This is a genomic window from Methanosarcina subterranea (assembly GCF_055385895.1).
The window spans coordinates 617,536-639,907 of sequence record NZ_AP042426.1; the positions used below are offsets into that span (position 1 = coordinate 617,536).

20 protein-coding genes are annotated in these 22,372 nt (G+C 41.3%); 13 read left to right on the forward strand and 7 right to left on the reverse strand.

Translation table 11 applies throughout. The features are described from left to right. Positions 1-274: 274 nt before the first annotated feature. From ACZ5A8_RS02640 to ACZ5A8_RS02660, 5 genes are all read left to right on the forward strand, one after another. Positions 275-1,561 carry an ATP-binding protein gene (locus tag ACZ5A8_RS02640; RefSeq protein WP_464532047.1) on the forward strand — a complete coding sequence of 429 codons (1,287 nt, stop codon included), beginning with the start codon at positions 275-277 and terminating at the stop codon, positions 1,559-1,561. Further along, a complete protein-coding gene (locus ACZ5A8_RS02645) occupies positions 1,558-2,301 on the forward strand; it encodes an MBL fold metallo-hydrolase (protein WP_464532049.1) in 744 nt (247 codons plus the stop codon). The genes ACZ5A8_RS02640 and ACZ5A8_RS02645 overlap by 4 nt, the downstream gene beginning before the upstream one ends. A gap of 180 nt (positions 2,302-2,481) precedes the next feature. Beyond that, on the forward strand, positions 2,482-3,885 hold the full coding sequence (locus tag ACZ5A8_RS02650) for a deoxyribodipyrimidine photo-lyase (protein ID WP_464532050.1): 1,404 nt from the start codon (positions 2,482-2,484) through the stop codon (positions 3,883-3,885). Positions 3,886-4,562: 677 nt separating this feature from the next. Then, positions 4,563-4,928, forward strand: coding sequence for a hypothetical protein (locus ACZ5A8_RS02655; RefSeq protein WP_229387864.1), 366 nt, complete (start codon positions 4,563-4,565; stop codon positions 4,926-4,928). Positions 4,929-5,486: 558 nt separating this feature from the next. Further along, complete coding sequence (locus tag ACZ5A8_RS02660) at positions 5,487-5,720, forward strand: DUF378 domain-containing protein (protein ID WP_229387866.1); 234 nt, start codon at positions 5,487-5,489, stop codon at positions 5,718-5,720. Positions 5,721-6,149: 429 nt separating this feature from the next. Here the strand turns inward: ACZ5A8_RS02660 and ACZ5A8_RS02665 are convergent, their stop codons facing one another. Together ACZ5A8_RS02665 and ACZ5A8_RS02670 are read right to left on the reverse strand one after the other, a co-directional pair. Next, positions 6,150-6,632 carry a peroxiredoxin gene (locus ACZ5A8_RS02665; protein ID WP_464532052.1) on the reverse strand — a complete coding sequence of 161 codons (483 nt, stop codon included), beginning with the start codon at positions 6,630-6,632 and terminating at the stop codon, positions 6,150-6,152. Between the two features lie 173 nt (positions 6,633-6,805). Further along, the gene (locus ACZ5A8_RS02670) at positions 6,806-7,786 is read right to left on the reverse strand and encodes a hypothetical protein (protein ID WP_464532053.1); all 981 of its coding nucleotides are present in this window, start codon (positions 7,784-7,786) and stop codon (positions 6,806-6,808) included. A gap of 202 nt (positions 7,787-7,988) precedes the next feature. On the opposite strand from ACZ5A8_RS02670, the gene ACZ5A8_RS02675 reads away from it, so the two are divergent. The 6 genes from ACZ5A8_RS02675 (at position 7,989) to nikR (ending at position 12,833) form a co-directional block, all read left to right on the forward strand. Then, positions 7,989-8,318, forward strand: a complete 330-nt coding sequence (locus ACZ5A8_RS02675) for a pyrimidine dimer DNA glycosylase/endonuclease V (protein WP_229387874.1) — start codon at positions 7,989-7,991, stop codon at positions 8,316-8,318. Between the two features lie 552 nt (positions 8,319-8,870). Next, positions 8,871-9,467, forward strand: a complete 597-nt coding sequence (locus ACZ5A8_RS02680) for a hypothetical protein (RefSeq protein ID WP_464532055.1) — start codon at positions 8,871-8,873, stop codon at positions 9,465-9,467. A 38-nt stretch (positions 9,468-9,505) separates the two neighbouring features. Beyond that, positions 9,506-9,835, forward strand: coding sequence for a carboxymuconolactone decarboxylase family protein (locus ACZ5A8_RS02685; protein WP_229387878.1), 330 nt, complete (start codon positions 9,506-9,508; stop codon positions 9,833-9,835). A gap of 18 nt (positions 9,836-9,853) precedes the next feature. Beyond that, entirely contained in the window at positions 9,854-10,252 is a 399-nt protein-coding gene (locus ACZ5A8_RS02690) for an LIM domain-containing protein (protein WP_464532057.1), read from the forward strand. Between the two features lie 258 nt (positions 10,253-10,510). Continuing rightward, entirely contained in the window at positions 10,511-11,869 is a 1,359-nt protein-coding gene (gene ftsA / locus ACZ5A8_RS02695) for a coenzyme F390 synthetase (RefSeq protein WP_464532058.1), read from the forward strand. 541 nt (positions 11,870-12,410) lie between these two features. Beyond that, complete coding sequence (gene nikR, locus ACZ5A8_RS02700) at positions 12,411-12,833, forward strand: nickel-responsive transcriptional regulator NikR (RefSeq protein WP_229387884.1); 423 nt, start codon at positions 12,411-12,413, stop codon at positions 12,831-12,833. Positions 12,834-12,944: 111 nt separating this feature from the next. On the opposite strand, the gene ACZ5A8_RS02705 is transcribed toward nikR, so the two are convergent. The 3 genes from ACZ5A8_RS02705 to ACZ5A8_RS02715 form a co-directional block, all read right to left on the reverse strand. After that, positions 12,945-13,301, reverse strand: a complete 357-nt coding sequence (locus tag ACZ5A8_RS02705) for an ArsR/SmtB family transcription factor (protein WP_464532060.1) — start codon at positions 13,299-13,301, stop codon at positions 12,945-12,947. Between the two features lie 355 nt (positions 13,302-13,656). Further along, on the reverse strand, positions 13,657-15,408 hold the full coding sequence (locus ACZ5A8_RS02710; RefSeq protein ID WP_464533989.1) for a flippase-like domain-containing protein: 1,752 nt from the start codon (positions 15,406-15,408) through the stop codon (positions 13,657-13,659). 247 nt (positions 15,409-15,655) lie between these two features. Continuing rightward, positions 15,656-17,818, reverse strand: coding sequence for a DUF2298 domain-containing protein (locus ACZ5A8_RS02715; protein WP_464532061.1), 2,163 nt, complete (start codon positions 17,816-17,818; stop codon positions 15,656-15,658). Positions 17,819-18,361: 543 nt separating this feature from the next. Between ACZ5A8_RS02715 and ACZ5A8_RS02720 the strand changes: the two genes are divergently transcribed. Both ACZ5A8_RS02720 and ACZ5A8_RS02725 read left to right on the forward strand, forming a co-directional pair. After that, the gene (locus tag ACZ5A8_RS02720) at positions 18,362-19,825 is read left to right on the forward strand and encodes an aldehyde dehydrogenase family protein (RefSeq protein WP_464532062.1); all 1,464 of its coding nucleotides are present in this window, start codon (positions 18,362-18,364) and stop codon (positions 19,823-19,825) included. Positions 19,826-19,860: 35 nt separating this feature from the next. Then, on the forward strand, positions 19,861-21,489 hold the full coding sequence (locus ACZ5A8_RS02725; RefSeq protein WP_464529695.1) for an IS1634 family transposase: 1,629 nt from the start codon (positions 19,861-19,863) through the stop codon (positions 21,487-21,489). A 357-nt stretch (positions 21,490-21,846) separates the two neighbouring features. Here the strand turns inward: ACZ5A8_RS02725 and ACZ5A8_RS02730 are convergent, their stop codons facing one another. After that, positions 21,847-22,116 (reverse strand): DUF3303 domain-containing protein, encoded by a 270-nt coding sequence (locus tag ACZ5A8_RS02730; protein ID WP_229387894.1) that lies wholly within the window; start codon positions 22,114-22,116, stop codon positions 21,847-21,849. Further along, positions 22,097-22,228 carry a hypothetical protein gene (locus ACZ5A8_RS02735; RefSeq protein WP_464532064.1) on the reverse strand — a complete coding sequence of 44 codons (132 nt, stop codon included), beginning with the start codon at positions 22,226-22,228 and terminating at the stop codon, positions 22,097-22,099. Before ACZ5A8_RS02735 ends, ACZ5A8_RS02730 begins: the two co-directional genes overlap by 20 nt. Positions 22,229-22,372: the final 144 nt, after the last annotated feature.

Below are 22,372 nucleotides of genomic sequence, written 5' to 3' on the forward strand. Positions count from 1 at the left end.
TGAGACGTGTTTACAGATTATATATTTTTCCTGAACGTACTCTGGATTTCATGAAGAGACGGAGTAAATGATAAAGTCTTTCTGCTAGATAAAGCTATCACTCGTGCCGGCTTTCCATCCTTCAACATGGGTCCGCCTTCTGCTTCGTAAATTATATCTTTAAAGAAAGCCCATTACTAGGTTTAGCAACTCAAGCAAAGATTTAAGAACTTTCCGCTTTGGGCGCACATCACCTGATAGTGGTCTAATCTAAGTACTCAATAGGTAAAAAAACATGTCAGGAATTATACTAGACATAGTAGAGCTGCTGTTGACCGCAGAGATCTATAATCGCTATCCAGAACTGGATGTTAATGATCTTCCAAAAAACATTCGAAAGAGTTATTGGAGCAGCGCAGAAAGAACAGTTCCAAAACCCATAATAGCTTCATTTGTCAGGATCGAAAAACTATATGGGGTCAAAGATATCGAAAAAAGTGTAAGGAACGTACCTTTCATAACCATTGACAGGTCTCACTTTGAACTCCGCCTGAGCGCATTTGAACTTGCCGCGGAATGGCTCGAAAAACAGGAAGGTTCTCAGGAGAGGATCGAAAATAATCCTGTTCTCGCTTATTATTTCGGAGAAATCAGGAAGGATGAGGCTGCAAACTATGCAACTGCAAAAGCAAAGCTCAGGCCAAAGGAAGTTGACAGGGAATGGATAGAATCCCTGATAGCTGAAATCAGGAAAGAAGACAAGAGCGAAGAAATGCTCAAGCTCGTTGTCATCATCGCTCCTGAAGATGTCAAACAGAAAGTCAGAGACCTTGTGCTCACCAAAGAGCAGGAAGATGAAATTGAAAAGATTATGAAAGCCATCCAGCACAGGGAATACTTGCGCGAGATCGGGCTGCATGATATCGGAAAGCTACTGTTTGTCGGGCCTCCTGGTACTGGAAAGACCTCAGTTGCCCGTGCACTTTCAGAACAACTCTCCATTCCCTTTGTTGAGGTCAAGCTCTCAATGATTACGGACCAGTACCTTGGCGAGACCGCAAAAAACATAGATCGTGTTTTCCTGCTTGCAAAAAAGTTGAATCCCTGCATTCTTTTCATAGACGAACTGGACTTTGTCGCAAAAGCCAGGACTTCAGATGAAAATGCTGCAATCAAGAGGGCAGTTAATACTCTCCTGAAAGCTATAGATGAAATCAGCCTGGTAGAGCACGGAGTCCTTCTGATCGCTGCGACAAATCACCCTCGAATGCTTGACAGTGCAGCGTGGAGACGTTTTGACGAAATAGTTCACTTCCCATTGCCTGATCTTGATATGCGTAAAAGTATCCTGGATATTGTTACCCGGCATATACAGGGAGACTTTGATACGGCAGAGATTGCAGCATTGACAGAAGGTTATTCGGGTTCTGACCTGCGCATGGTTATCAGGGAAGCTGTTTTGAGTGCTCTTCTGGAAGAACGCAAGGTACTCACCCAGCAGGACCTGCTGGAAGCAGTAAAGTCTTTTGACGAAAGGGCAGATCTCAAGTCCGATGACTACAAAGGGAAGAGTTCTTCATGAGGCTAACGCTGCTCGGAACCGGTGATGCTGTCGGGACTCCCAAAATTGGATGTAACTGCCCGACATGCGCTGACGCCCGCGAAGGTGGAAAAAGTCAGCGCCTTCGCTTTTCTATCCTTGTGGAGTCTGATCAGGGTAAAATTCTTATTGATACGAGCCCTGACCTCAGACAGCAGTTCCTCAGGCAAAGGCTTTCGGGCATAGATGGGGTAATCTGGACACATGGGCACTACGATCATTATGCAGGTTTCGGGGAGTTCTACCGTGTTCAAAACAGAGTTGATGTATATGGGGTTCGAGAAACCCTGGATTACATAGACCAGTATGTTTCTTTTCTGAAACCCAGGTACCACCACGTAAAACTCTATGATCCCTTCGAATTAATCGGGCTTCGATTCACCCTTTTTAAGGTTTATCACCCGCCGGTAGAAACTCCTGCCGGAGTCATTATCAGTGATGCGGATACTGTCAAGGTTGTAGTCACCGGGGATACGAGCTCGAATATCCCTGAAAAAAGCCTGGAATTAATGAAGGACCCTGACCTTCTTATTGCGGATGCCATAGTCCCTCCGCATATACATATCAAGAAACACATGAACTCGGAAGAGGCTATGGCACTTGCGCAAAAGCTCAACGCAAAAGAAGTAGTTCTTACCCATCTCAGCCATCTCTTCCGTCCTCATCACATCGAATCGATGTTTTTACCCCTGGGATATGACGGGCAGGTCTTTGAGTTCTAATCTTTTTTGAAACAGCCTTGATTCCTTTTGAGTTAGTTTATCTTTTTCAGTCACTGTTAGTCACTGTTCGCTAAGATATGAATCCCGAAACATTTTTAACAGGAATTTCTTTTTAAACACAATATTCATTTTTATTATTTAAGTGTTAGTTCTATATACACCAGAGATCCAAAATAGGTTATGAACCCGAAACGCATCCGGATTCTCAAATCCGGAAAATCAGGTGATGGACCTACTGCTTACTGGACGAGCCGTGACCAGAGAGTTGAGGACAACTGGGCTCTACTGTTTGCGAGGGCAATAGCACAGGAGACTGATGTACCTGTAGTCGTGATTTTCTGCTTGACAAAAGAGTTTTTGGGTGCTGGAAGAAGGCATTATGAATTTATGCTCAAAGGGCTACAGGAATTTGAGGGTGCCCTTTCCCGGAAAAGGATTCCTTTCGTTTTTCTGCGAGGAGACCCCGGGCAAAAAATACCTGAATTTGTAAGAGAGTACGGTATTGGGACTCTTGTCACTGATTTCAGTCCACTTCGTGTAAAAGCTGAATGGGTAGAAAAAATTATTACTGATATCGAAATCCCATTTTTTGAGGTTGATGCCCATAACGTCGTCCCATGCTGGGAAGCTTCTCCAAAGCAGGAGTACGCTGCACATACTTTTCGCCCGAAACTCTATGGTCGCCTCTCCGAGTTTTTTGAAGAATTTCCTGGGCTTGAGCCAAATTCCGAATCAGCTGAAATCCTATCAGGCAACGGCATGCTGGAAGTTTTATCAAGCACAAGGGAAACCGGAATTAAAGCCCTTCTTCCTGAGAGAATCTCTGGCAAAAGTAATGATTCCCTCTTTGAGCCTGAACATTTCGAGCCCGGGGAAAAAGCTGCAAGAAAGGTAATGAAGAGTTTTCTCGCAGAGAAACTTGACTCTTACCGTACGCTGCGGAATGATCCAGCAAAGGATGGGCTCTCGAACCTTTCCCCTTATCTTCATTTCGGGCAGATCTCTGCACAGAGGGTCGTGCTTGAGGTGGAAAAGACAAAAAGCGACCCTGAATCAAAGAAAGCTTTCCTGGACGAGATCCTTGTATGGAAGGAGATTGCAGACAACTTCTGTTATTACAATCCCGGATATGATAGATTTGAGAGCTTTCCTGACTGGGCAAAGAAGTCCCTGAATGCCCACCGGGATGACCGGAGAAAGTATATCTACACCCTCGAAGAATTCGAAGCAGGAAAAACACATGATCCCCTCTGGAATGCAAGCCAGATAGAACTTCTCCGTACCGGGAAGATGCACAGCTATATGCGCATGTACTGGGCAAAAAAAATTCTGGAATGGAGCGAGTCCCCCGAAAAAGCCCTTGAAATTGCAATCTGCCTCAACGACAGATACGAACTGGACGGAAGAGACCCCAATGGTTATGCTGGAATTGCCTGGAGCCTCGGAGGCGTCCATGACCGGGCCTGGAGGGAGAGAGATGTGACAGGAAAAATCAGATACATGAGTTACGAGGGCTGCAAAAGGAAATTCGACGTTAAACCGGAGTTTATACTTTATAGTATAAAGCCACATCAAGCGACATGATCTACATAGGGTCTAACAAAAAATTAATTATGTTGGGTAACAATTCCAAGCATTTTAATATAAAACCGACAAATATAGAACCAATTAAATAAATCGGTGTGGCACAAAAATAGTTAATTTCCCACTATATGGGGTCTAACACAGGATCTCTGTAACAAGACGCCCTATTATGGTTTCTTTAGTATAATATGGTGAAAATCATATAAGTATCAATCGGTGGGCTAGTTCAATATGTGGCGACGCCAAAATTGAACGAAACAAGTTTGGAACTTAATTAATTTCTTGTTAGACCTACATAATATCCATAGCTGCACCACGATTTTTATGAGATCTTATAAACTCCGGTTAAATTATATATTGCAAAATATTCAGCTCTGTAAAAACTCCCAATTTTATTTAAATAACTTCTACCAGTTTTTTGTTTATGTTGTATACTAAGATTTTAACTTCTATCGATATGTATACAGGCTTACTAAAGCTTAAATTTGCTTTTTTCCCAGATTATTGAAGTGTTTCGCCTGCTTCCAGAAGCAGAGCTTAAAATGTATCTATTTCTCTCGATAGACTAGCCTTCAAACCTAACAATCAGCAGGTAGATAAAATTCGCATTAAAGCATTAGATTAATATTTATCTTAATGTTTTAATATTACTAAAGGATTTTATACGGTGTACAAGCATGAATCAGCATTACTTTTCTTTGGATGATTATTATAAGTTCCTCATAGGTCTTGACGGCATGGATAATTATTATAAGTTCCTCATAGGTCTTGACGGCATTATACTTCCTTTTTTACTAATAAAGAGTTATCCAGCGGTTGTTAATTTAGCAACAGAAGCTAGCTTTCTTATTATATTAGTAGGAGTATTTTGTGTGTTAATTGATAATTGGAATCGAAAATCAATAGCTTACAGATTATACGTTGAGCTATATGAAAACGAGTATCAAGCTAATTCCGACTATAAAGCTGGTAAAGTATTTGTGAACTTAATTTTTTATGTAGTCTCTATATATTTAGTATCTGGTGTATTTTATGCTCTCTGACACTCGCCCGTAAGCTTGCATGAAGGGATTATTAACCTGGGCGGAGGTGAGAAACCCGCCCACCAGATTCGACGAGAGGACAGGCTTATCATACATTATTTTTTAAGATAATATTCAAATCCAACGCTGCTTTTTATAAAAATTTTTGAGAAACTAGAGTATTAGATTAGAATTCAAAGACTCACTATATTCTCTGATGCTTCAGGCAGTTATCTGATATGAAGGGGTTTTATTATTTCCCCAAGGACTAGAACAACCGTCTAACACAAAACGACCTTATAACCGAAAGTAATACATCTATGAATTACTTGAATTATCTCAAAATCTCCGGTTAGAAGAGTGCCTGAAAAATAAAAAATTCCTGTTCCAAAATAACGGTTATTTTCTTATTTTCTATTTCTCTATTTCTCTGTTTCTCTATTTTTCTATTTCTCTAGAAGGCTCTAATTTTTATGTTAGTCACATATAAATACAAGTACATCCAATTTTAATATTGAGGTTTTTATATTTCCTCTTCTTATAAATATAATGTAATAAATCACAATGGGAGTGATATATATGGCAGTAAGAAATCCAGTAGACTTGATTGCACTTATACTTGTTATAGTGGGTGGATTAAACTGGGGGCTCATAGGGCTCTTAGATTTTAACCTCGTAGCTGCTCTCTTTGGGGAAGGAAGTGCTCTTTCGAGAATTATCTACATACTTGTTGGTCTTGCAGCGCTTTATACGATTTATTTCGCTACAAGAGCTGATACATACCACACTCGAGATACCACGACACGTCACTAAGTGAAAAAAGATTGAAAAGCTCCTTTCCGATGTAATACTGTAAAAGGGGCCTTAATCAGCTGTACTTATTTCAGGAAGCTGAATATAAAATTAACAGAAGGTTATTTTTTTTTCTTTTTATAAATTTTATTCTTATTTCTTTTTATCTTTATTCTTATCTAGTATTGCGATTCCAAAGTATGTTCACAAAAGTTGAAGTTTGAATATATCCAATGGTCACCAATTTTCCCATTAATTCCTAAATATACTCACAAAACTTGACTTTTGAATCCATTCAAGGATCACGAATTTTTTTATTAAATTAGGAATTCATTTTGGAATCAAGCACTAGTTTTTCGATTGTAACTAAATATCAGGTTTTATAGATATTAACAAATTTCAATACATATGATTTTACTGATATTTACTTTTATTAACTTATTTCTCATTTCACTTCTCTTTTTGAGTTTTTAATTCAGAAAGTACCTTTTCAGCATGCCCTGAAGCTCTTACGTTATCCCAGACCTGTACGATTTTTCCTTCCGGATTGATAAGGAAAGTTGTCCGAACAGCGCTTATAACATCCTTGCCCCTGAAGTGCTTGGGGTGCAGGACATCATATTTTTCGTGAACTTCCGCCTGCTCGTCGGAAAGAAGTTTTATTTTAAGCTCTTTCTTTTCTATAAATTTTCGGTGGGATTCCTCACTATCCCTGCTGACTCCCAGAATTACTGCATTTTCGGCTTCGATATCTTTTTTCAGGCAGCTGAAATTCTTGGCTTCCAGGCTGCAGCCCGGGGTATTGTCTCTCGGATAAAAGTACAGGACTACCCATTTTCCTCTGAGGTTTTCAAGGCATGTCCGATTTCCTTCCTGATCCGGAAGGCAAAAATCAGGTGCAATTTGTCCTGGTTCTAGTGATGTCTTTGCCATATCTTCTCCCCCTGGTAAGTCCGTGCCGCATTATATGCGGTTGCAAAATAAATATTTAAAAATTATAGAACTTAATCTTATCATACAAGTTATATTTTTAATGTATTATTATTCTTACTTTATTTCTATTATATCTTTTGTTTTGCTCATCGTTCGTTTTCCCTGCTCTGGTATCATCTTTTTCTTCTCCAGGGCAGGACTGCCGCTTCAAATGCCAGGATCGGTCCTATTAGCCAGCCTGCCCAGAGTAAAAGTCCTGCAAGCCCTAAGCCAAAAAAGTAAAACTGCTTTCGTATGGGTTTTACGCCATATCCTTCGTCTTTCAGACTCAGAATCAGGGCTGTAATTCCAAGCCCTATGCTGGCAAGGGCTAAAAAGACAGTAATGGCTATTTCGGAAGAGTATGAACTCCTGCTCAATGAAATCAGCATCTGGAATATATATGATAGGCCTGTACCCAGAAAGAAAAGGCCTGCAAAAGTTCCTGACCAGCGTGCCGGATTGAATCCGGTTGCAGTTTCCTTTTTGAGTAAAATTGCCAGTACTCCCGCTGCAAGCGTTATTCCGAGAGGGAATAATATATAAAGCAGGCTCTGTCCTTCCCAACGGTAGATCCTTATCTGGTTCAGGGGAATTAACAGCCACTCGATAAGAGAAAAACTTTCCCTGTATCCCAGAATAACTCCATAATTGCCCCCTCTGTCAATGGAACTTACTGCTGCATAGTATGTGCCGTTTTCCGGGGCCTGGAAGTCTGCCCGGGTGAGGGAATAGAAGGCACTCGGGGTAAATCCTTCGTACGTTGCACTTTCAGTTCTTTCTCCCGAAAATACCTTTGTTCCGTATCCTTCAGGCACTTCTTCTTTTTGAGGCACCTCTCCTTCGTCAGGTAGCCCGGGTCCTATAAGAATCAGGTCCGGAGTAAAAAGCCGGTTCTCAGCCTGTACAGGGACAATCAGCCCTAATACGATTCTTTCCCCTTTTTCTACCTCAAAACTGTAGTACCGGGGGTCTCCTCCTGATAGCTGCCCGTAAAGGACCCTGGACTTTGCAGGATCTTCAATAGGAGTTGCTGTTTCAGGGCTTTTTCCTCCCCCTTCGAAAACAGGAACATGAGCAAGCGCAGGAGTAAGCAAAAAATACGTCCCTGCCACTAAAATAAACAGTAAGGCAGAATATCTTAATATCCACCGTTTCATAGACTATATTTTCACTTGCTGTCAGTAAATAGGTATCATAATCTGGAATCAGAAACAAAATCCCGGACTTTCGCTCTGGTTTAAAGTTAATTTCAGGCTTGATTGACTAAAATTTCCTGCCGAAAACCCTTTCTGAAATGCATTCAAAGTTCATCTTATGAGAATCTGGGATATTCCTCCTGAGAAAATGTGTCGGAACCATCTGTTAGGGGAGCATCGTGAACTACATGCCCTGTGGTCCATAATAACCAATAACAAAAAGGCTTATTCTCACCATCCTGAGACCCTGCGCTGGAAGGGGAAACTAAAAGCTCTCTACCTGAGGCATGAATCCCTGGTAAAGGAGATGACTGAAAGGGGTTATAAGCACCATACTCCGCTTGACCCTGCTCTTGCGACAGGGAAAGCTATGCAGGATGAGTTTGTAAATACTTATGAAGAGCAGGTCCGGATTCTCAAGGAAAGAGGGTGCGAGTGCAGAGTCTGACCGTAAATTTCAAAAAACTCACCGGTTATGAAAGTTCGCGTTCTATTTCTCCTGTACAGGGCTTTGCTCCTTCAGGAATTTCTTCTTGATAAAGCTGGAAGAAGAACAGACAAGAGGAAGTACATACAACGATTTGAATTGCAGTAATCTAATCCCATGTGAGTAGTTTCATAGGGGGAGAGAGGAATCCTAGTTGTGGACCGGGTGCCCAGGAAAAATAATATAATCCTGAATTTTTCCCCGGATATTTTCAACTTTACTTGAGACTTTTAGATTCCTTATTTCAAATGGCTAGAAATGAATTTTTCTACTTATAGTTATCGGTACCTTTTTATCTAAAGAAGTCATTTATAGAGAGAGAAATAAAGCAAAATGTATACAGAGACAAGAAAAGCATATTCTGAAAGGGTTGCTCAAGAATTCCTCACCAGTTGAGGTATCAAAATACCAAGTGTTATAAAAATGTCACATGTCTTCAAGTACATCAGGCATTAGGGCAGTTCGTTCTCAAAATGCTACTTCTGGATCGGTTAAGAATCTAAAGGGATTTCAATGAAACTGGTGCTGGACGAAGAGGAAATATGGGTTCTTGAATGCATAAAAGAAGCCCATCTGGACAGGGGATTTCATATACGGGATGTGATTAAAAAAGCGAAGTCCGGATACGGATTATCCAGATCGACAGTTTACGAAATCATAGGGTATATGGATTTTCATGGCCTGATAAAAACGAATAAATTCGGCAACCGCGAACTTGACCCGGATATACAGTATTTTGTAATCTGTCCGGGTTGCGGCAAAGAAATTCCCGGAAACGAATACGTCAAAGAAAACGGGAGAGCAATATGCGAGGACTGTTATCTGGAAGGGCACCAGAAAATAAAGTTTGCAGATCCTGTGGCAGTACGTTCTAAAAGACTTTTTAGAAAACAGCATGGGTTTGAAGGGACCGAAGGCCTGACCGAACTGCAAAAAGAAATCTATAATTTTATCCTGGAAGAAGGAGGGGCTACACCCGAAAAGGTCTCGAAACTCTTCAAGCTCACGCTGCAGGAAACCAGGAATCAGCTTGCAATACTGAGGCATTGCGAGCTTTTAAAATGGAGAAAAATGGGAGAAGAAATGTACATGGTGCCTTTTGACTCTTAAATTGTTTATGTAGCTTGATGCGCTCAGGCGGTGAAAGGTTGACAGAAAAAATCGATATGAATGAAAGGATGGAAGCAATGGCCGGACAACTTCCTGGAGTCATGAATGCTCTTATGGGGCTTCATTCGGAAGTTATCAAGGACGGAGCTTTAAGTGCCCGGACAAAAGAGCTGATGATGGTAGGGATTGCAGTTGCCCTGCGCTGTGAGTATTGCCTCTGGAAGCATGTTCCTGAGGCTGTAAGACTGGGAGCGACCCGTGAAGAGATTCTTGAGGCTGTAAGTACAGCAATACTGATGGCAGGCGGGCCTGCTGTAGCTTACGGGTCAGTAGTTGTTCTCAAAATTTTGGATGAACTGGATATCTGAAACTCTGGAGTGATAAAGATGGCAGAAGAAATAGTCATCCCTGTTGCGTGTGCAGCCTGCGGGCGTGAACTGGCAGGGGAAGACAGTATCGAAGAAGAAGGCAAGGTTTTTTGTGAAGATTGTTATATAGAAGGTCACCACAAAATTCAGGCATGCAATCCATGGGCGGTTCGTTCTAAAAAAATCTTCAGAGAAGAAGCCGGGCTTGAGGGGACTGAAGGCTTGACTGAATTGCAAAAAGCCATTTATGAGTTCGTTGTCTCCCGGGGTGGGGCAAAAAAGGATGAAATTGCAGAAAAATTTGGCATATCCCCACTGGAAACCGAAAACCAGTTTGCTCTCCTGAGGCACTGCGAACTTTTAAAAGGGCAAAAAAGAGAAGATGGCGTATACCTTGTGCCTTTTAAGGACGAATAAGTCTAAATATGTATCAAAGTTTATCATTAAATGCATACATCTTTTATTTTTTCCCTTTCTAACCAGGCAGAGCCCTCTATAGGTTCTCTCAATAAGTGGAAACCTGCTCATAGTTGTATGCCTGCCCAAAACTGTTTCATTCTTGAAAATCAAATTCATATTCGAAACCCATAAATAACAGCTTTTTATACGGTTAGCAGGTCTTTATAAGGTTGATAGGTTTTTACACAATTAAAGGCTTCAGGCAAGGTGTTTCATATGGATAGCTCAAAACCTTACTTTAATCCAGAAATAGAGGCCATGGATAGGGGAGAACTCGACGCTCTCATCGAGGAACGGGTACGGTATACAATAAAATATGCAGCTGAAAATTCCCCTTTTTACAGGAAATGGTTTGAAAAACACGGAGTAAGCCCGGGAGATATCAAAACCCACGAGGACCTTCTTGAACTTCCTATCATATCCGGGAAAACGATCCGGGAAAACCAGCCTCCTGAGATGAAGGATTTTATGTTCAGGAGTGTAGGCTGGGGAGATGTCTTCACTATTCATGAGACCAGTGGCACCAGTGGTACTCCCAAAAGCTTTTTTCTGACATGGGAGGACTGGGAGCGCTATGCGGAAAAATACGCCCGGATATTCAGGTCTCAGGGCTTCGGGCCCGGGGATAGGGTAGTTGTCTGTGCATCCTACGGCATGAATGTGGGGGCAAACACCATGACCCTTGCAGCCAGACATGTAGGCATGAGCATTATCCCTGAAGGTAAGTGTACCTTTCCCCTGCGTGTTATTGAAACTTACAGGCCGACAGGCATAGTGGGCAGCGTGTTCAAACTTCTTAACCTTGCCCGCAGAATGCAGGCTGAAGGGATTGACCCCCAGCAGTCAGGCGTAAACAAACTGGTTGTTGGAGGTGAAGCCTTTGCTGAAGAGTCTAGAAACTATCTCTCGGAAATCTGGGGCTGCCCTGTTTATAACACCTACGGAAGTACGGAAGGGACGATGTGCGGGGAATGCAATGAAATCTCTGGACTGCACGTTCCTGAAGATTTTGTTCATCTTGATGTTTACGACCCGCACCTGAAGGACTTTGTGCCTGACGGGGAGTGCGGAAGAGTTATCCTGAGCACGCTTCTGCCTGTTGGGGCAAAGGCAGGGAATCTTCTCCTAAACTATGATACTGATGATACTACTGTTGTCCTTACGCGCAAAACATGCTCCTGTGGAAGGACCCACATGAAAATACTCACTCCGCAGAGAGAGGCAGAAACAGTCTGGGTTGAAGGGACTCCTTTTAACCGCGTTGATGTGGAAAGGGGTGTGTTCCAGAGTGGAAATATGGACTATCTGACAGGAGAGTATGAAGCTTTTCTCTACGGCGGAGAAGATGAGGAAGAAACCATCCTGAGAGTTAGTATTGAATGCGAAAATCCCGATACCTGTGACAGAGATTTTATAATGGAAAATTTCAGCCGCTCTTTCCTTAAATATAAATATCCTCTTTCCCGGGCTTATGAAGACGGCACCTTCAAGATCCTCTTTAACTTTACGGGTCCCAGAGGGCTTGAGCTGTACAAAATTAAGGGAAGGCCGAAGAGGCTTGTGGACAGACGATGACTGGAAAGATCGGGCCGAGTTATAAATACAAAGGATGATGACCAGCGCCAATTGCATAGGGAAAACTGCTGGTATTAAAAGAAAAACGGTGCCGAGGGAACTGCTGGAAGTAAAAGAAAAACGGTATCAGTTGTTATAAGGAAAGTGGTACCGGCATTTAATGGATAATAAAATTATTTATTCAACGACTTCTCTATTTTCTTCGTTTTTGATTCTTTTTTAGTCCTGTTAACTTAGTTTTTTTCTTCACTCACTCACTCATTTTCTTTTAAATATTCTACTTATTTATTCCTTTTGGATTCTTTTCCTTTTATTTTTATTTTTTATTTATTTTTGTCTCTCTTATTGGTTTATGGACACTTTGACCCTTTCATATATGCTAAGTTTTATAGTTCCCAAACATTAATATACTGAAGGATGAATTAACATATGAGCACAACTCTTTTATATTAATGGTCAAGTGAATAAAACATATATAGTAATACTCACAATAACTTAATGTATTATCTTTCGGATAAAATGCAAATTAATTGGTGATACGATGGAAACAGAACTTATGAGGATAGGGGTCTCCCTTCCCGACACTCTTCTTGGTAAATTTGATGAGATTATAGAAAAAAGAGGTTACTCTTCCCGCTCGGAAGGCATAAGGGACGCCATCAGGAGTTATATTTCCTACTACGAGTGGATGGGTGACATTAAAGGCCATCGTGTCGGGACTGTCGCTGTTATTTACGACCACACGAAACGCGGACTTTCAAATGCACTTGCAGATATACAGCACAACTACTCTCACCTGATTAAGTCCTCCGTGCATATCCACCTCGACCACGATAACTGTTTTGAAGTAATTGTTCTTGATGGGGACGGCGAAGAAATTAAAGAGCTTGCCGAAGCTATTATGTCCCTTAAAGGAGTAAAATTCTCAAAACTTACTACCGTAGCCTCAAACGATAAAATGTAATCCTCTTATCTTATCCTTCAGGGATACGAATCTACATACAAACGTTGTTACTTTAGGTTATTGAGAGACTTCAGATTTGTTAAATAGTAAAAACTCTCTCAATTTCTTCAATTACCTTTTTTCAAAGTGCCTTTCAATGTGTTTCAGAAGAAGGTTTCCGAATTCCGTAAGGTCATATATCTGGAAACTGCGCTCTCTCCTTGAGTCCACGAGCCCTGCTTCCTTTAAAAGTTTGAGGTGGTAAGAAAGTGCAGAATGCTTCTGGTCCGTAGCTTCTACAAGGACACAGACACAGAGGCTCTGGATTTCTAGGGCTTTAAGAATCCTGAGGCGGGTTGGATCTGCAAGAACTTTAAACAGACTGACGATCTCTTCAAAGTCTTCATTCAGTGCCTTATGAACAGCTTCAAGCACATCTTCCGGAAGAGAATAAGCATCCCGGACTTCTATTATTTTTTTTTCAGACATTTCTTCCACTCGTACCTTTTTTGCACTTAACATAGAGCTCATCCGAAAACCAATTGCTCATAGATTAGGGCAAAGCATGCGGCTGTCAATTTAATTCTCTGGTTAAATCAATTTAATTCTCTGGTTAAATCAATTTAATTCTCTGGTTAAATCAATTTAATTCTCTGGTTAAAGACTACGTTTATTCATTTTTCCAATTTTAAATTAACTTCTTTTTAATTTCTAAATTACCCTGTTTTTATTGCAGTCCAAAGCTTCGGGCCGGAAATTAAGCTTCCTTACTTTTCAGCTTTGAAAAATTTTATCTGCAATTTTTTTGCTGGTTTTTCTTTTCAGGCTTTTTCTTTTCAGGCTATTACATTCCTTTTAAAGTCTCGGTATTCGTTGAAAGGACCTCTCTCCATCTGAGCCCGAGGCCAGATAGGGCAAGCCCTCCTCCAAGCAATGTAATTGAGTTCTTTATTATGTGATCAAGTACAGCGACCGTAAATCCCAGCTCCGGTCTGATACCTCCAAGCCCGAAAACTGCAGTAAGGGCAACTTCATAAGTCCCTATAGCTCCGGGAGTGATCGGAAAAGTTTTTGCAATATTTCCCAGGGCCACTGCCAGGAAGATCAGGGATATCGTGAATGGCGAAGACATATCTATCCCGGCTGTCGGAAATGCTTTCAGAACCAGAAAACAGGTGAAGATATCCATAGCCCATATAAGAAGGGAGGATGCAACCACTGCGATAAACGCTCCAGGACGGACCGCAACAACGCTCATCTGGTGGATAAAGGTGGATGCGAATTCTCTTATTTTATTAAATGGTTCACCGGAAGAACTTGCAGAAGCCTTTTCTCTACTTACTTTTTTTCTGTGGCTCTCCCTATAAGATAACGCAAAAAGGGCTGCAAAGAAGAGGATGACTGCAATCCCTGATAACTTGATCAGGGATTCCATCCAGGAAGCAAGTTCTAACCTGGCAGCTACACCTGAAGAAGCAAGTATGGCAATGAAAGTGATTGCAATTATGTCAAAGACCCTTTCCACGGTCAGAGAGGAAAGGCTTGTTGTAAAGGCAAGGTCTTTACTTCTCTTCAGGATATACATCCTGCTAAGATCTCCGATTCGTGCAGGAAGGATTACGTTTGCAGATTGGCTGATGAAAATGCTTCCTGTAAGAAACCCAAGTCCATAATGATTTCCGAGCCTGTTAAGGATCTGCTGGAAACGGACTCCCCTGAGCGGCCATGAGACACAATAAACAAGAGAAGCAAGACCCAGGGTGCCCATAGACACCTGTTTTATATTTTCCAGAACATCGGATGCACCCAGAAAGGTCGCAGCAAGTGCGAGAATCAGAAGCGCAAGAAAGGCTGTTATAAATATTTTTCCTTTCCCTGAAACTAAGCTCGGGAAGAAGAGCTCCCACCAGAGGCGGAAAATCTCTGATCCCATTCCAACAATATCCTTTGCAAAATTGACCTTGCTTGACCCTCCGTGCCTCCAGTACACAGGGAACTCAAGAACGCTGTATCCGCGGTGCTGGGCTCTTACTAGCAATTCTGTATCCCAGAACCAGTGCTGGTTCTCAATTTCATCGAGCAATCCAAAAAGAGGACCTCTCCTGAATGCCTTAAAACCGCACTGGTGGTCATAAAGTTTTGAATGCAAAAAAAGCCTGACCATGGAGTTGTATCCTCTGCTTGCAAACTCCCGTTTAAAAGGCCTTTTTGCATCGCTTTCGGGCATTATTCTCGAACCGGTGGCAAAATCATAGCCATCCGTACTTACAGCTCTGACCAGTTTTTCCAGATAACTCATATCTGTTGCAAGATCAACATCAATATAGCAGAGCACCTCTCCTGAGGCTGCCTTAAAAGCTCTGTTCAGAGCTCTTCCTCTTCCCTGTCGTTCATCGGAATGCAGGTGTTTGACATAAGAGTACTGTTCCGAAAGCCTTGAAGCTATCCGGTCCGTACCGTCCGTGCTTCCGTCCTCTGCTATGATGATCTCAAAAGAATTGGTTATCTTTGAGAGAGTCTCTGCTGTTATCGAGACTGTATTTTCTATCCTGGCTGCTTCGTTGTAAGCGGGCAGAACTACCGAGACGCTGGTTATACGAACGACCTCTTGATGTTTATAATATTAATTGAGTTTTATGCTGATTGCAATTTCATATAAATTTTATAAACTCGAATAATTCCATATTTATAAAATGCATTTGTGAAATCTGTTTTGAAGCGTATTTATGAAAAGTATTTATGAAACAATGTTTAGATATTGAAATAAATGATATATTTGTCTAAACTGCAATTTTTTGCCTGAACCAGCTTTCTCTCTGAAAACAGACAATTATATCTCCTTTTTACGGACCTTTCTTTAATTTATATATTGTGACTGAGCCCTGATAAACCGGTTCAAAATAGGTTTCGTTTTCGAATTTATCCAGGTTTACCTGATATATCTGCCGTTCAAGCTGACCGATATATACATAACTTATGTTATATTTATTCATGAGCTCAAGAGCTTCCCTTTCACTGCCAGATGAATAAATCGAGCGAACATCTTCTATCCTCTCTCTGACTTCTGCATGGTCTCTTCCCCAGAACCGCTCATGCCTTGCCCATCCGACAACTGTGGGAAGCCCGGTATTTGCAGAAACCCGGGATGTGTAACTGTAACTGCTGTCATCCTCAGAAGCCTCAAGAATTATCGGAGATCCTTCGATATTCTCCTGCATCCACAGTATGGCATTGTAGTCTCCCCTGTCCAGTTCTTTCATGTATTCCATTCCGTCAAGGGAAGGCATAGCATCCATATCTTTTATCCTCGTGAAGGTTGATACTACAGGAAAAAAGGCACAGGAAATGACAAGGAGCACAAGTACAGCTACCCATGCTTTTTTTACAGCTCCTTTCAAATATGTTCTGTTTCCAAACTTACCCGGGTAACGAAAACTAAATTCGTAGTACGAATAAGAGGCTGCAATAGCAAGAAAAATCCATAAATGCATGTAAAATTTGAAAACCGTGTTCATACGGGCAAACTCCCCTGATATGGGGTCATCAAGGAAAATAACTTCGCAGAGTAAGGCGATAAAGGCAGCTGTCGCTACCAGAAGAGATACAAATCCTGCTGCGCCCCTTTCTGGGAGGTCCTTCAGAAAAATAAACAAAGAAAGAGCAAGTAGGGGTAAAAAAATCGTAAGCAGTGGAATAGCATATGCTTCCGAGAGCATTGCTGAGACCCCAATCCAGAGGACAAAAAATCCTAATTTTTTTCCGGAGCCCAGGCGGGTTATAAGGAAAGAGAATACCAGGAACAGGAAAAGTCCGAAAAGGATCAGGAATTTATCGACCTCTGTCCTGAATTCCGGCACAACAAAATCAAGTCCTCCTGCTGCCTGTGGATTAAAAAACAAATAAAAAGGCAAATACGGCAGGAAACTGAAGATAGAAATAAGAATTATTGAATTGGAAAATCTGGCAACAGCACCGAATAAATTCCTGTTATATCTATAATTTCCGTAATAAAACGCAAAAATAACAAAAAGTGTCAGACCGAAATATATAGGGAAATCCCAGGAATTGAATGGAAATAAAAAGCCGAGAGAAATTGAAAATATAAGAAGTGTCAGGCTGTTTTCAAATATTGAGCTACCATTTTTCCTTAAATACATATTCAGGAGAAAGACAAGTATAAGCAACTGGAACGGGATTGCAAGCATATGAGAATGCAGGTCTCCGTGTATAAAGCTGAAGTATGGGAATTCATTTATTGTAAAAGGGATGACTCTTGAGCTGCTCCAGTAGTACCCTCTTGAGATCGGTTCATGATGGATATACATGGATATGAATTCTATAAGCCCCTGCAGGTTTCCGAGCAGCATTCCGAAGCCTGCAGTTAGGAGGCCGTATTTAATTTTCCCATGTGTGAGATTGTACCCGAGACCGAAGAAGGCATTCAGGGACAGGGCAAAGGTCAGTGCAATTGCCAGGTTAAAAAGTATAGAGGGTTTGACGGCACCGAGTTTTCCGATGACTGCTACAGAAAGATACCCGAAATAGTAATAAAAATCCATGAGCCCGCCTGCAAACCAGGGATCCAGGGGAGGGAACGAAGTTGTTTTTATCACTGCGTTTAAAAATGCAAAATCCATAAACTTCTCGTGTCTGTATATCTCGGGCAGGTAAATGCGTACGAGCAAGAAAAAAAAGAAACCTGAAGCGAACACTAATTCATTCATGATCAAAATTTTCTTGCTCGGGAAAAACCTTTGTTTTCGGTAAAGGACAATAGATATAAGGCAAAGCACAATGAATGCGATCAGGACCGTAGTACGGCTGAAACCCAGTATATACGAAAAAACCCAGGAAAGATAGGTGACAAGTATAATTCCAAGGATCCTGGCTACAGAATATCCTCCGTCAGCAAGCCTGCTTCCTGCACTTTTAGTGAGCGGAATCGAAATAAAGCCCAGGGCTTCTATAAGGAAAAACCATAAAATTATATGTAAATATTCTAACACTTTCCCCTTCCCCTACGTGTAAAGCGCAGTCTTTCAATTGAAGTTCACTCTTCAGTTTTCTGGCAAAATGCAGTTCCTTAGATATGCTTTAAACTAAAACCCCAAACTTCAAACCTGAAGCACGCTCTTCAAACCACGGTTGTAATTCGTACCCTCCTCAAATTACACCGCTGGAAATTTCATTTAACTGCGATACTAACGTATTTTCCATACGTTGCATTCTGCAAAATAATGTCCCTGAGTTTTCCGTACAAAGCGCATCCGGTGACCCCACTCTAATCCGGAACAGCTTTTATGATCCAGTAAACCCTCAGGAGGTTTTTTAAATATGTCCCCACATGTCTTATTTCCGTTTTTTTAAATCTGTCAGGAGAGACATATTCTGATAATATATATTTTGTTAATATGCTTATATTTCTGTCGAGCGCGAACTTCTTTTTCTTTTCCTTTCTGTTTTATTTTTCGAATCAATCTTTCAAATTATTTAAACAAATTCATAATACGCTTGTTATAACACATTTTTAAAATAGGCCTTTGTAAATAATGGTAACCATGAAAATGCAGATTAACGGAAAAGCTGCAGGAGCATCCGGAAGCGAGTTTTTTGATGTTCAAAACCCTGCAACAGGTGAACTTATCGAGCAGGTTCCGAGAGGCACGGAAGATGATGTTGCTCTTGCGGTAGAAGCTGCAATATCAGCTTTTCAAGGCTGGGCCTCCACATCTCCGCAGCATAGAGGTGTGGTTTTTTACAGGGCTGCAGGGATTGTCAGGCAGAGAAAGGAGGAACTTGCTGCCCTGCTCACACAGGAACAGGGAAAACCTCTTGCAGAAGCCAGGAACGAAATAGAAGGATTTGCACACGTGCTTGAATACTACTGCGGGCTTTCAAGCAATCAGCGAGGAGATTTTATTCCTGTCCCGGGAAATGGGTATGCTTTTACCGTTAAAAACCCCCTCGGAGTCTGCGCAGCAATAATTCCCTGGAACATGCCTGCCCTGATTATGGGCTGGAAAATTGTCCCGGCTTTGATTTCAGGCAATACTTTTGTGTTAAAGCCGTCAAGCAACACTCCGCTTACGAACCTTACTCTGGCTTCTATCCTGACCGAAGCCGGCTTGCCTGAAGGTGTGCTTAATGTGGTCACAGGTCCTGGCGAGACTGCAGGAGAGAGCCTTATCCGTAATCCCCATGTAAAAAAAATATCTTTTACGGGAGAAGCCAGAACAGGAAAACGAGTAGCTGAACTTGCAGCCAGCGGGATGAAAAGGGTTACTCTTGAGCTGGGTGGAAGTGACCCCATGCTTGTGTGTGATGATGCCAATCTCGAAAGTGCAGTTGCAGGAGCCCTCAGGGGGAGATTTTACAACTGTGGTCAGACCTGCACGGCTGTCAAGAGGCTGTATATTTTTGAATCCATTGCTGAAGAATTCATAAAAAAACTCGAAGCAGGCGTCCGGAGCTTAAGAGTCGGAAATGGGCTGGATAAAAGTACCGATATGGGACCTCTTAACAACCTCCGTCAGATGGAGTATCTGAAAGGGCTTATAGACGAAATTGAGGAGAAGGATGAAGGCAGGATAATTATCGGTGGAAAAGTTCCTGATTTCAAAGATTCTGATAAAGGGTACTTCTTTGAACCTACTCTCGTCTCAGAAGTTCCCGGAGACTCGAGGCTTTTAAAAGAAGAAGTCTTTGGCCCTTTACTGCCTGTAGTCACGGTAATAAATCTGGATGAAGCAATAGAAGAAGCTAACAATAGCAGTTACGGGCTTGGTGCATCTATCTGGACAAAAGATTTAGACCGGGCACGGATGGGATGTGAGCAATTAAATGCAGGGATTATATGGGTTAACCAGCACCTGAAGGTAGCTCCCGAAGTTCCTTTCGGAGGAGTTAAAGAAAGCGGTTTTGGAAGAGAGAATGGGCTTGATGCTCTTTCCGAATATCTGGAAACCAAAACCATAATGTTAAACCTGCTTTCGGCAGGTAAACCTATAAATTAATATCATTAATTTTATATCTCTTTCTTGGTTATCCCATGGCAGAGAAAAACAGTAGTAGAAGAGTTGAATCCTCCTTAAAACGTACACGGTTCTTAGGTCACCTAGGTCTTATGGCTGGAGTTTTCCGAGAACTTGAAGTTGACAAACTGATCGATGAGAAACTTCCCAAAGAACGGAATCATAATGTTCCTCACTCAGTCTGCATCCTTGCCATGGTACTCAATGGTCTAGGTTTCATAGGGCAACGTCTGTACCTGTTTCCTGATTTTTTCAAAAACATTTCTACTGAAAGGCTTTTTGGAGACGGTATAACAAAAGAAGACCTGAATCAATATGCTATCGGAGAGACTCTTGACAAAATCGTAAAATATGGCCCTACAAAACTGTTTACGGAAATTACCCTTCACATTATGGCTCGTCTACCTATTCCTGTTCACTGTTTACACTCTGACACTACAAGTGTCAGCGTTTATGGTGATTATGAAGACGAAGAAACTGAGTCTATTGATATTACTTTTGGAATTCCCAAAAACGGAAGATGGGACCTCAAACAATTTGTACTGAGCTTGATTGTTAATCAGCATGGAATACCTCTTTTCATGAACACACATTCAGGAAATGCTTCCGACAAAAACACAATTCTGGATGCAATAACGTCTCTCAAATCAGTTTTAAGACCTGAAAGCAAAGTGTACTATGTCGCTGATAGTTCCTTTTACACAGACAATAATATCCAGAATATCGGAAAATCATTCTGGATCAGTCGTGTTCCTGCAACAATTTCCGAGGCAAAGGAACTGCTAACTGCAAATCTGAACCTGAAAACGCTAAAAAGTGATGAGAGGTACTCTTTTTATCAAACCTTTGTGGAATATGGCGGAGTCAAACAAAAGTGGGTTTTGCTGCTTTCTCACAAGATGAAGGAGAAGAAAGAGAAAACTCTCAGGACGAAACTTGACAAAGAGGTTGAAAAAGCAGAGAAGGCTTTTAAAAAGCTGAAAGGAGAGGACTTCTTCTGCGAAGAGGATGCATCAAAAGCTGCAGAGAAATGGATTAAAGAATTCCCTTCTATTGTTTTTGAAAAAGTTGATTTGAAATCCATTAAAAAACGTGAATCAGGTAAAAGAGGCAGACCTTCTAAAGATGAGGAATTAAAGACTTATTTCAGGATTGATGGAAGCATAAAGGTTAATGATGCTTTTGTTTTGAATGAAATGGAGAAAATGGGACTTTTCATTCTTGCGAGTAATGATATCACTCTTTCTCCGGGAGAGATGCTGAAGTATTACAAAGGACAGGACAATGTAGAAAAAGGATTCCGATTCTTGAAAAGTGATACATTTAGCATATCGAAAGTCTACCTAAAGAATAAAAGCAGAATTGAAGCACTGGCTATGACAATGGTTCTCTGCTTAATGATTTATTCAATTGCAGAATGGAAATTAAGGACAAAATTAGAGGAAGAAAATGAAACGGTTCCAGATCAAAAAGGAAAGCCAACAAAAAGACCTACGATGAGATGGATATTTGTCAATTTCCAGGGAATTACAGAACTTATTTCTCAGAAAGAAGGTGAAGTAAATTCAGAAATACTGAATATGGAGGATCTTCACTGGAAGATATTGGGTCTCATGGGAGAGAAATATGAAAATATCTATCTCTAATTACGTTAACCTGCCGAATGTAGGTTAAAAACCTGAATACCGGAGCTGGCTGTTAAAATCCTTTGTTAAGACTTTGATGCTAAAAGGTTGAAGACTAAATACCTTACAGACTAAGCAAAAACAGAATCTGGTAAACAGAATCTGGTAAACAGAATCTGGTAAACAGAATCTGGTAAACAGAATCTGGTAAACAGAACCTGGTAAACAGAATTTAATAAAACAGAATTTAATCGAGCAGAATCTATAAGTTCTTTCGTTTGAAAGCCATAAAATAAAGATTTTCGATGAGCCTCCATCAGCCGGCTCACCGAGTTTTTAAGTAAACTGATAAGTAAACTGATGTTTTATCTTTGCAGCTTACTTTTTGTACTTGGGCAGAAGCTGCATGAATTCGGAAGCTTCCATTACGGGGACGCTGTCAATCACGCAGACATCGGACCATGGCAGGTTGAAGGCTCCGTAAGCCTCGGCACTTTCTGCTTCGTAAAGAATGTAATAACGATTTCCGGAAAGGTCAACCCACTGGTTGATAACATCAATTCCTTCGGGAATTTCAAGTTTCTTAAAGTGTTCAAGGATTCTATCACGATTCGAAGGGTCCCAGGTACTAACGTCCATGAATAACATCTTTTACCACTCCTTTTATTTTTATGCCACCAATACCCCTTCCCGGAAGCTCAGGCAGCTTCTTTTCAGCATCCGGGTTATTTTTTGAGAGCTCGGCCTTAATGGAAAACAATATGTTGCCCTATGCCAACCCTTGCGGGTATGACCTGTGCGCCCCCAAAAAGCCTTTTTAGGCGAAATTCTGAACATTTTTTAAGTTTTCTCTGCCTCTCCTTTATCTGCCACTTTCAAATCCCCAAGAGTGACAGACCCGGTA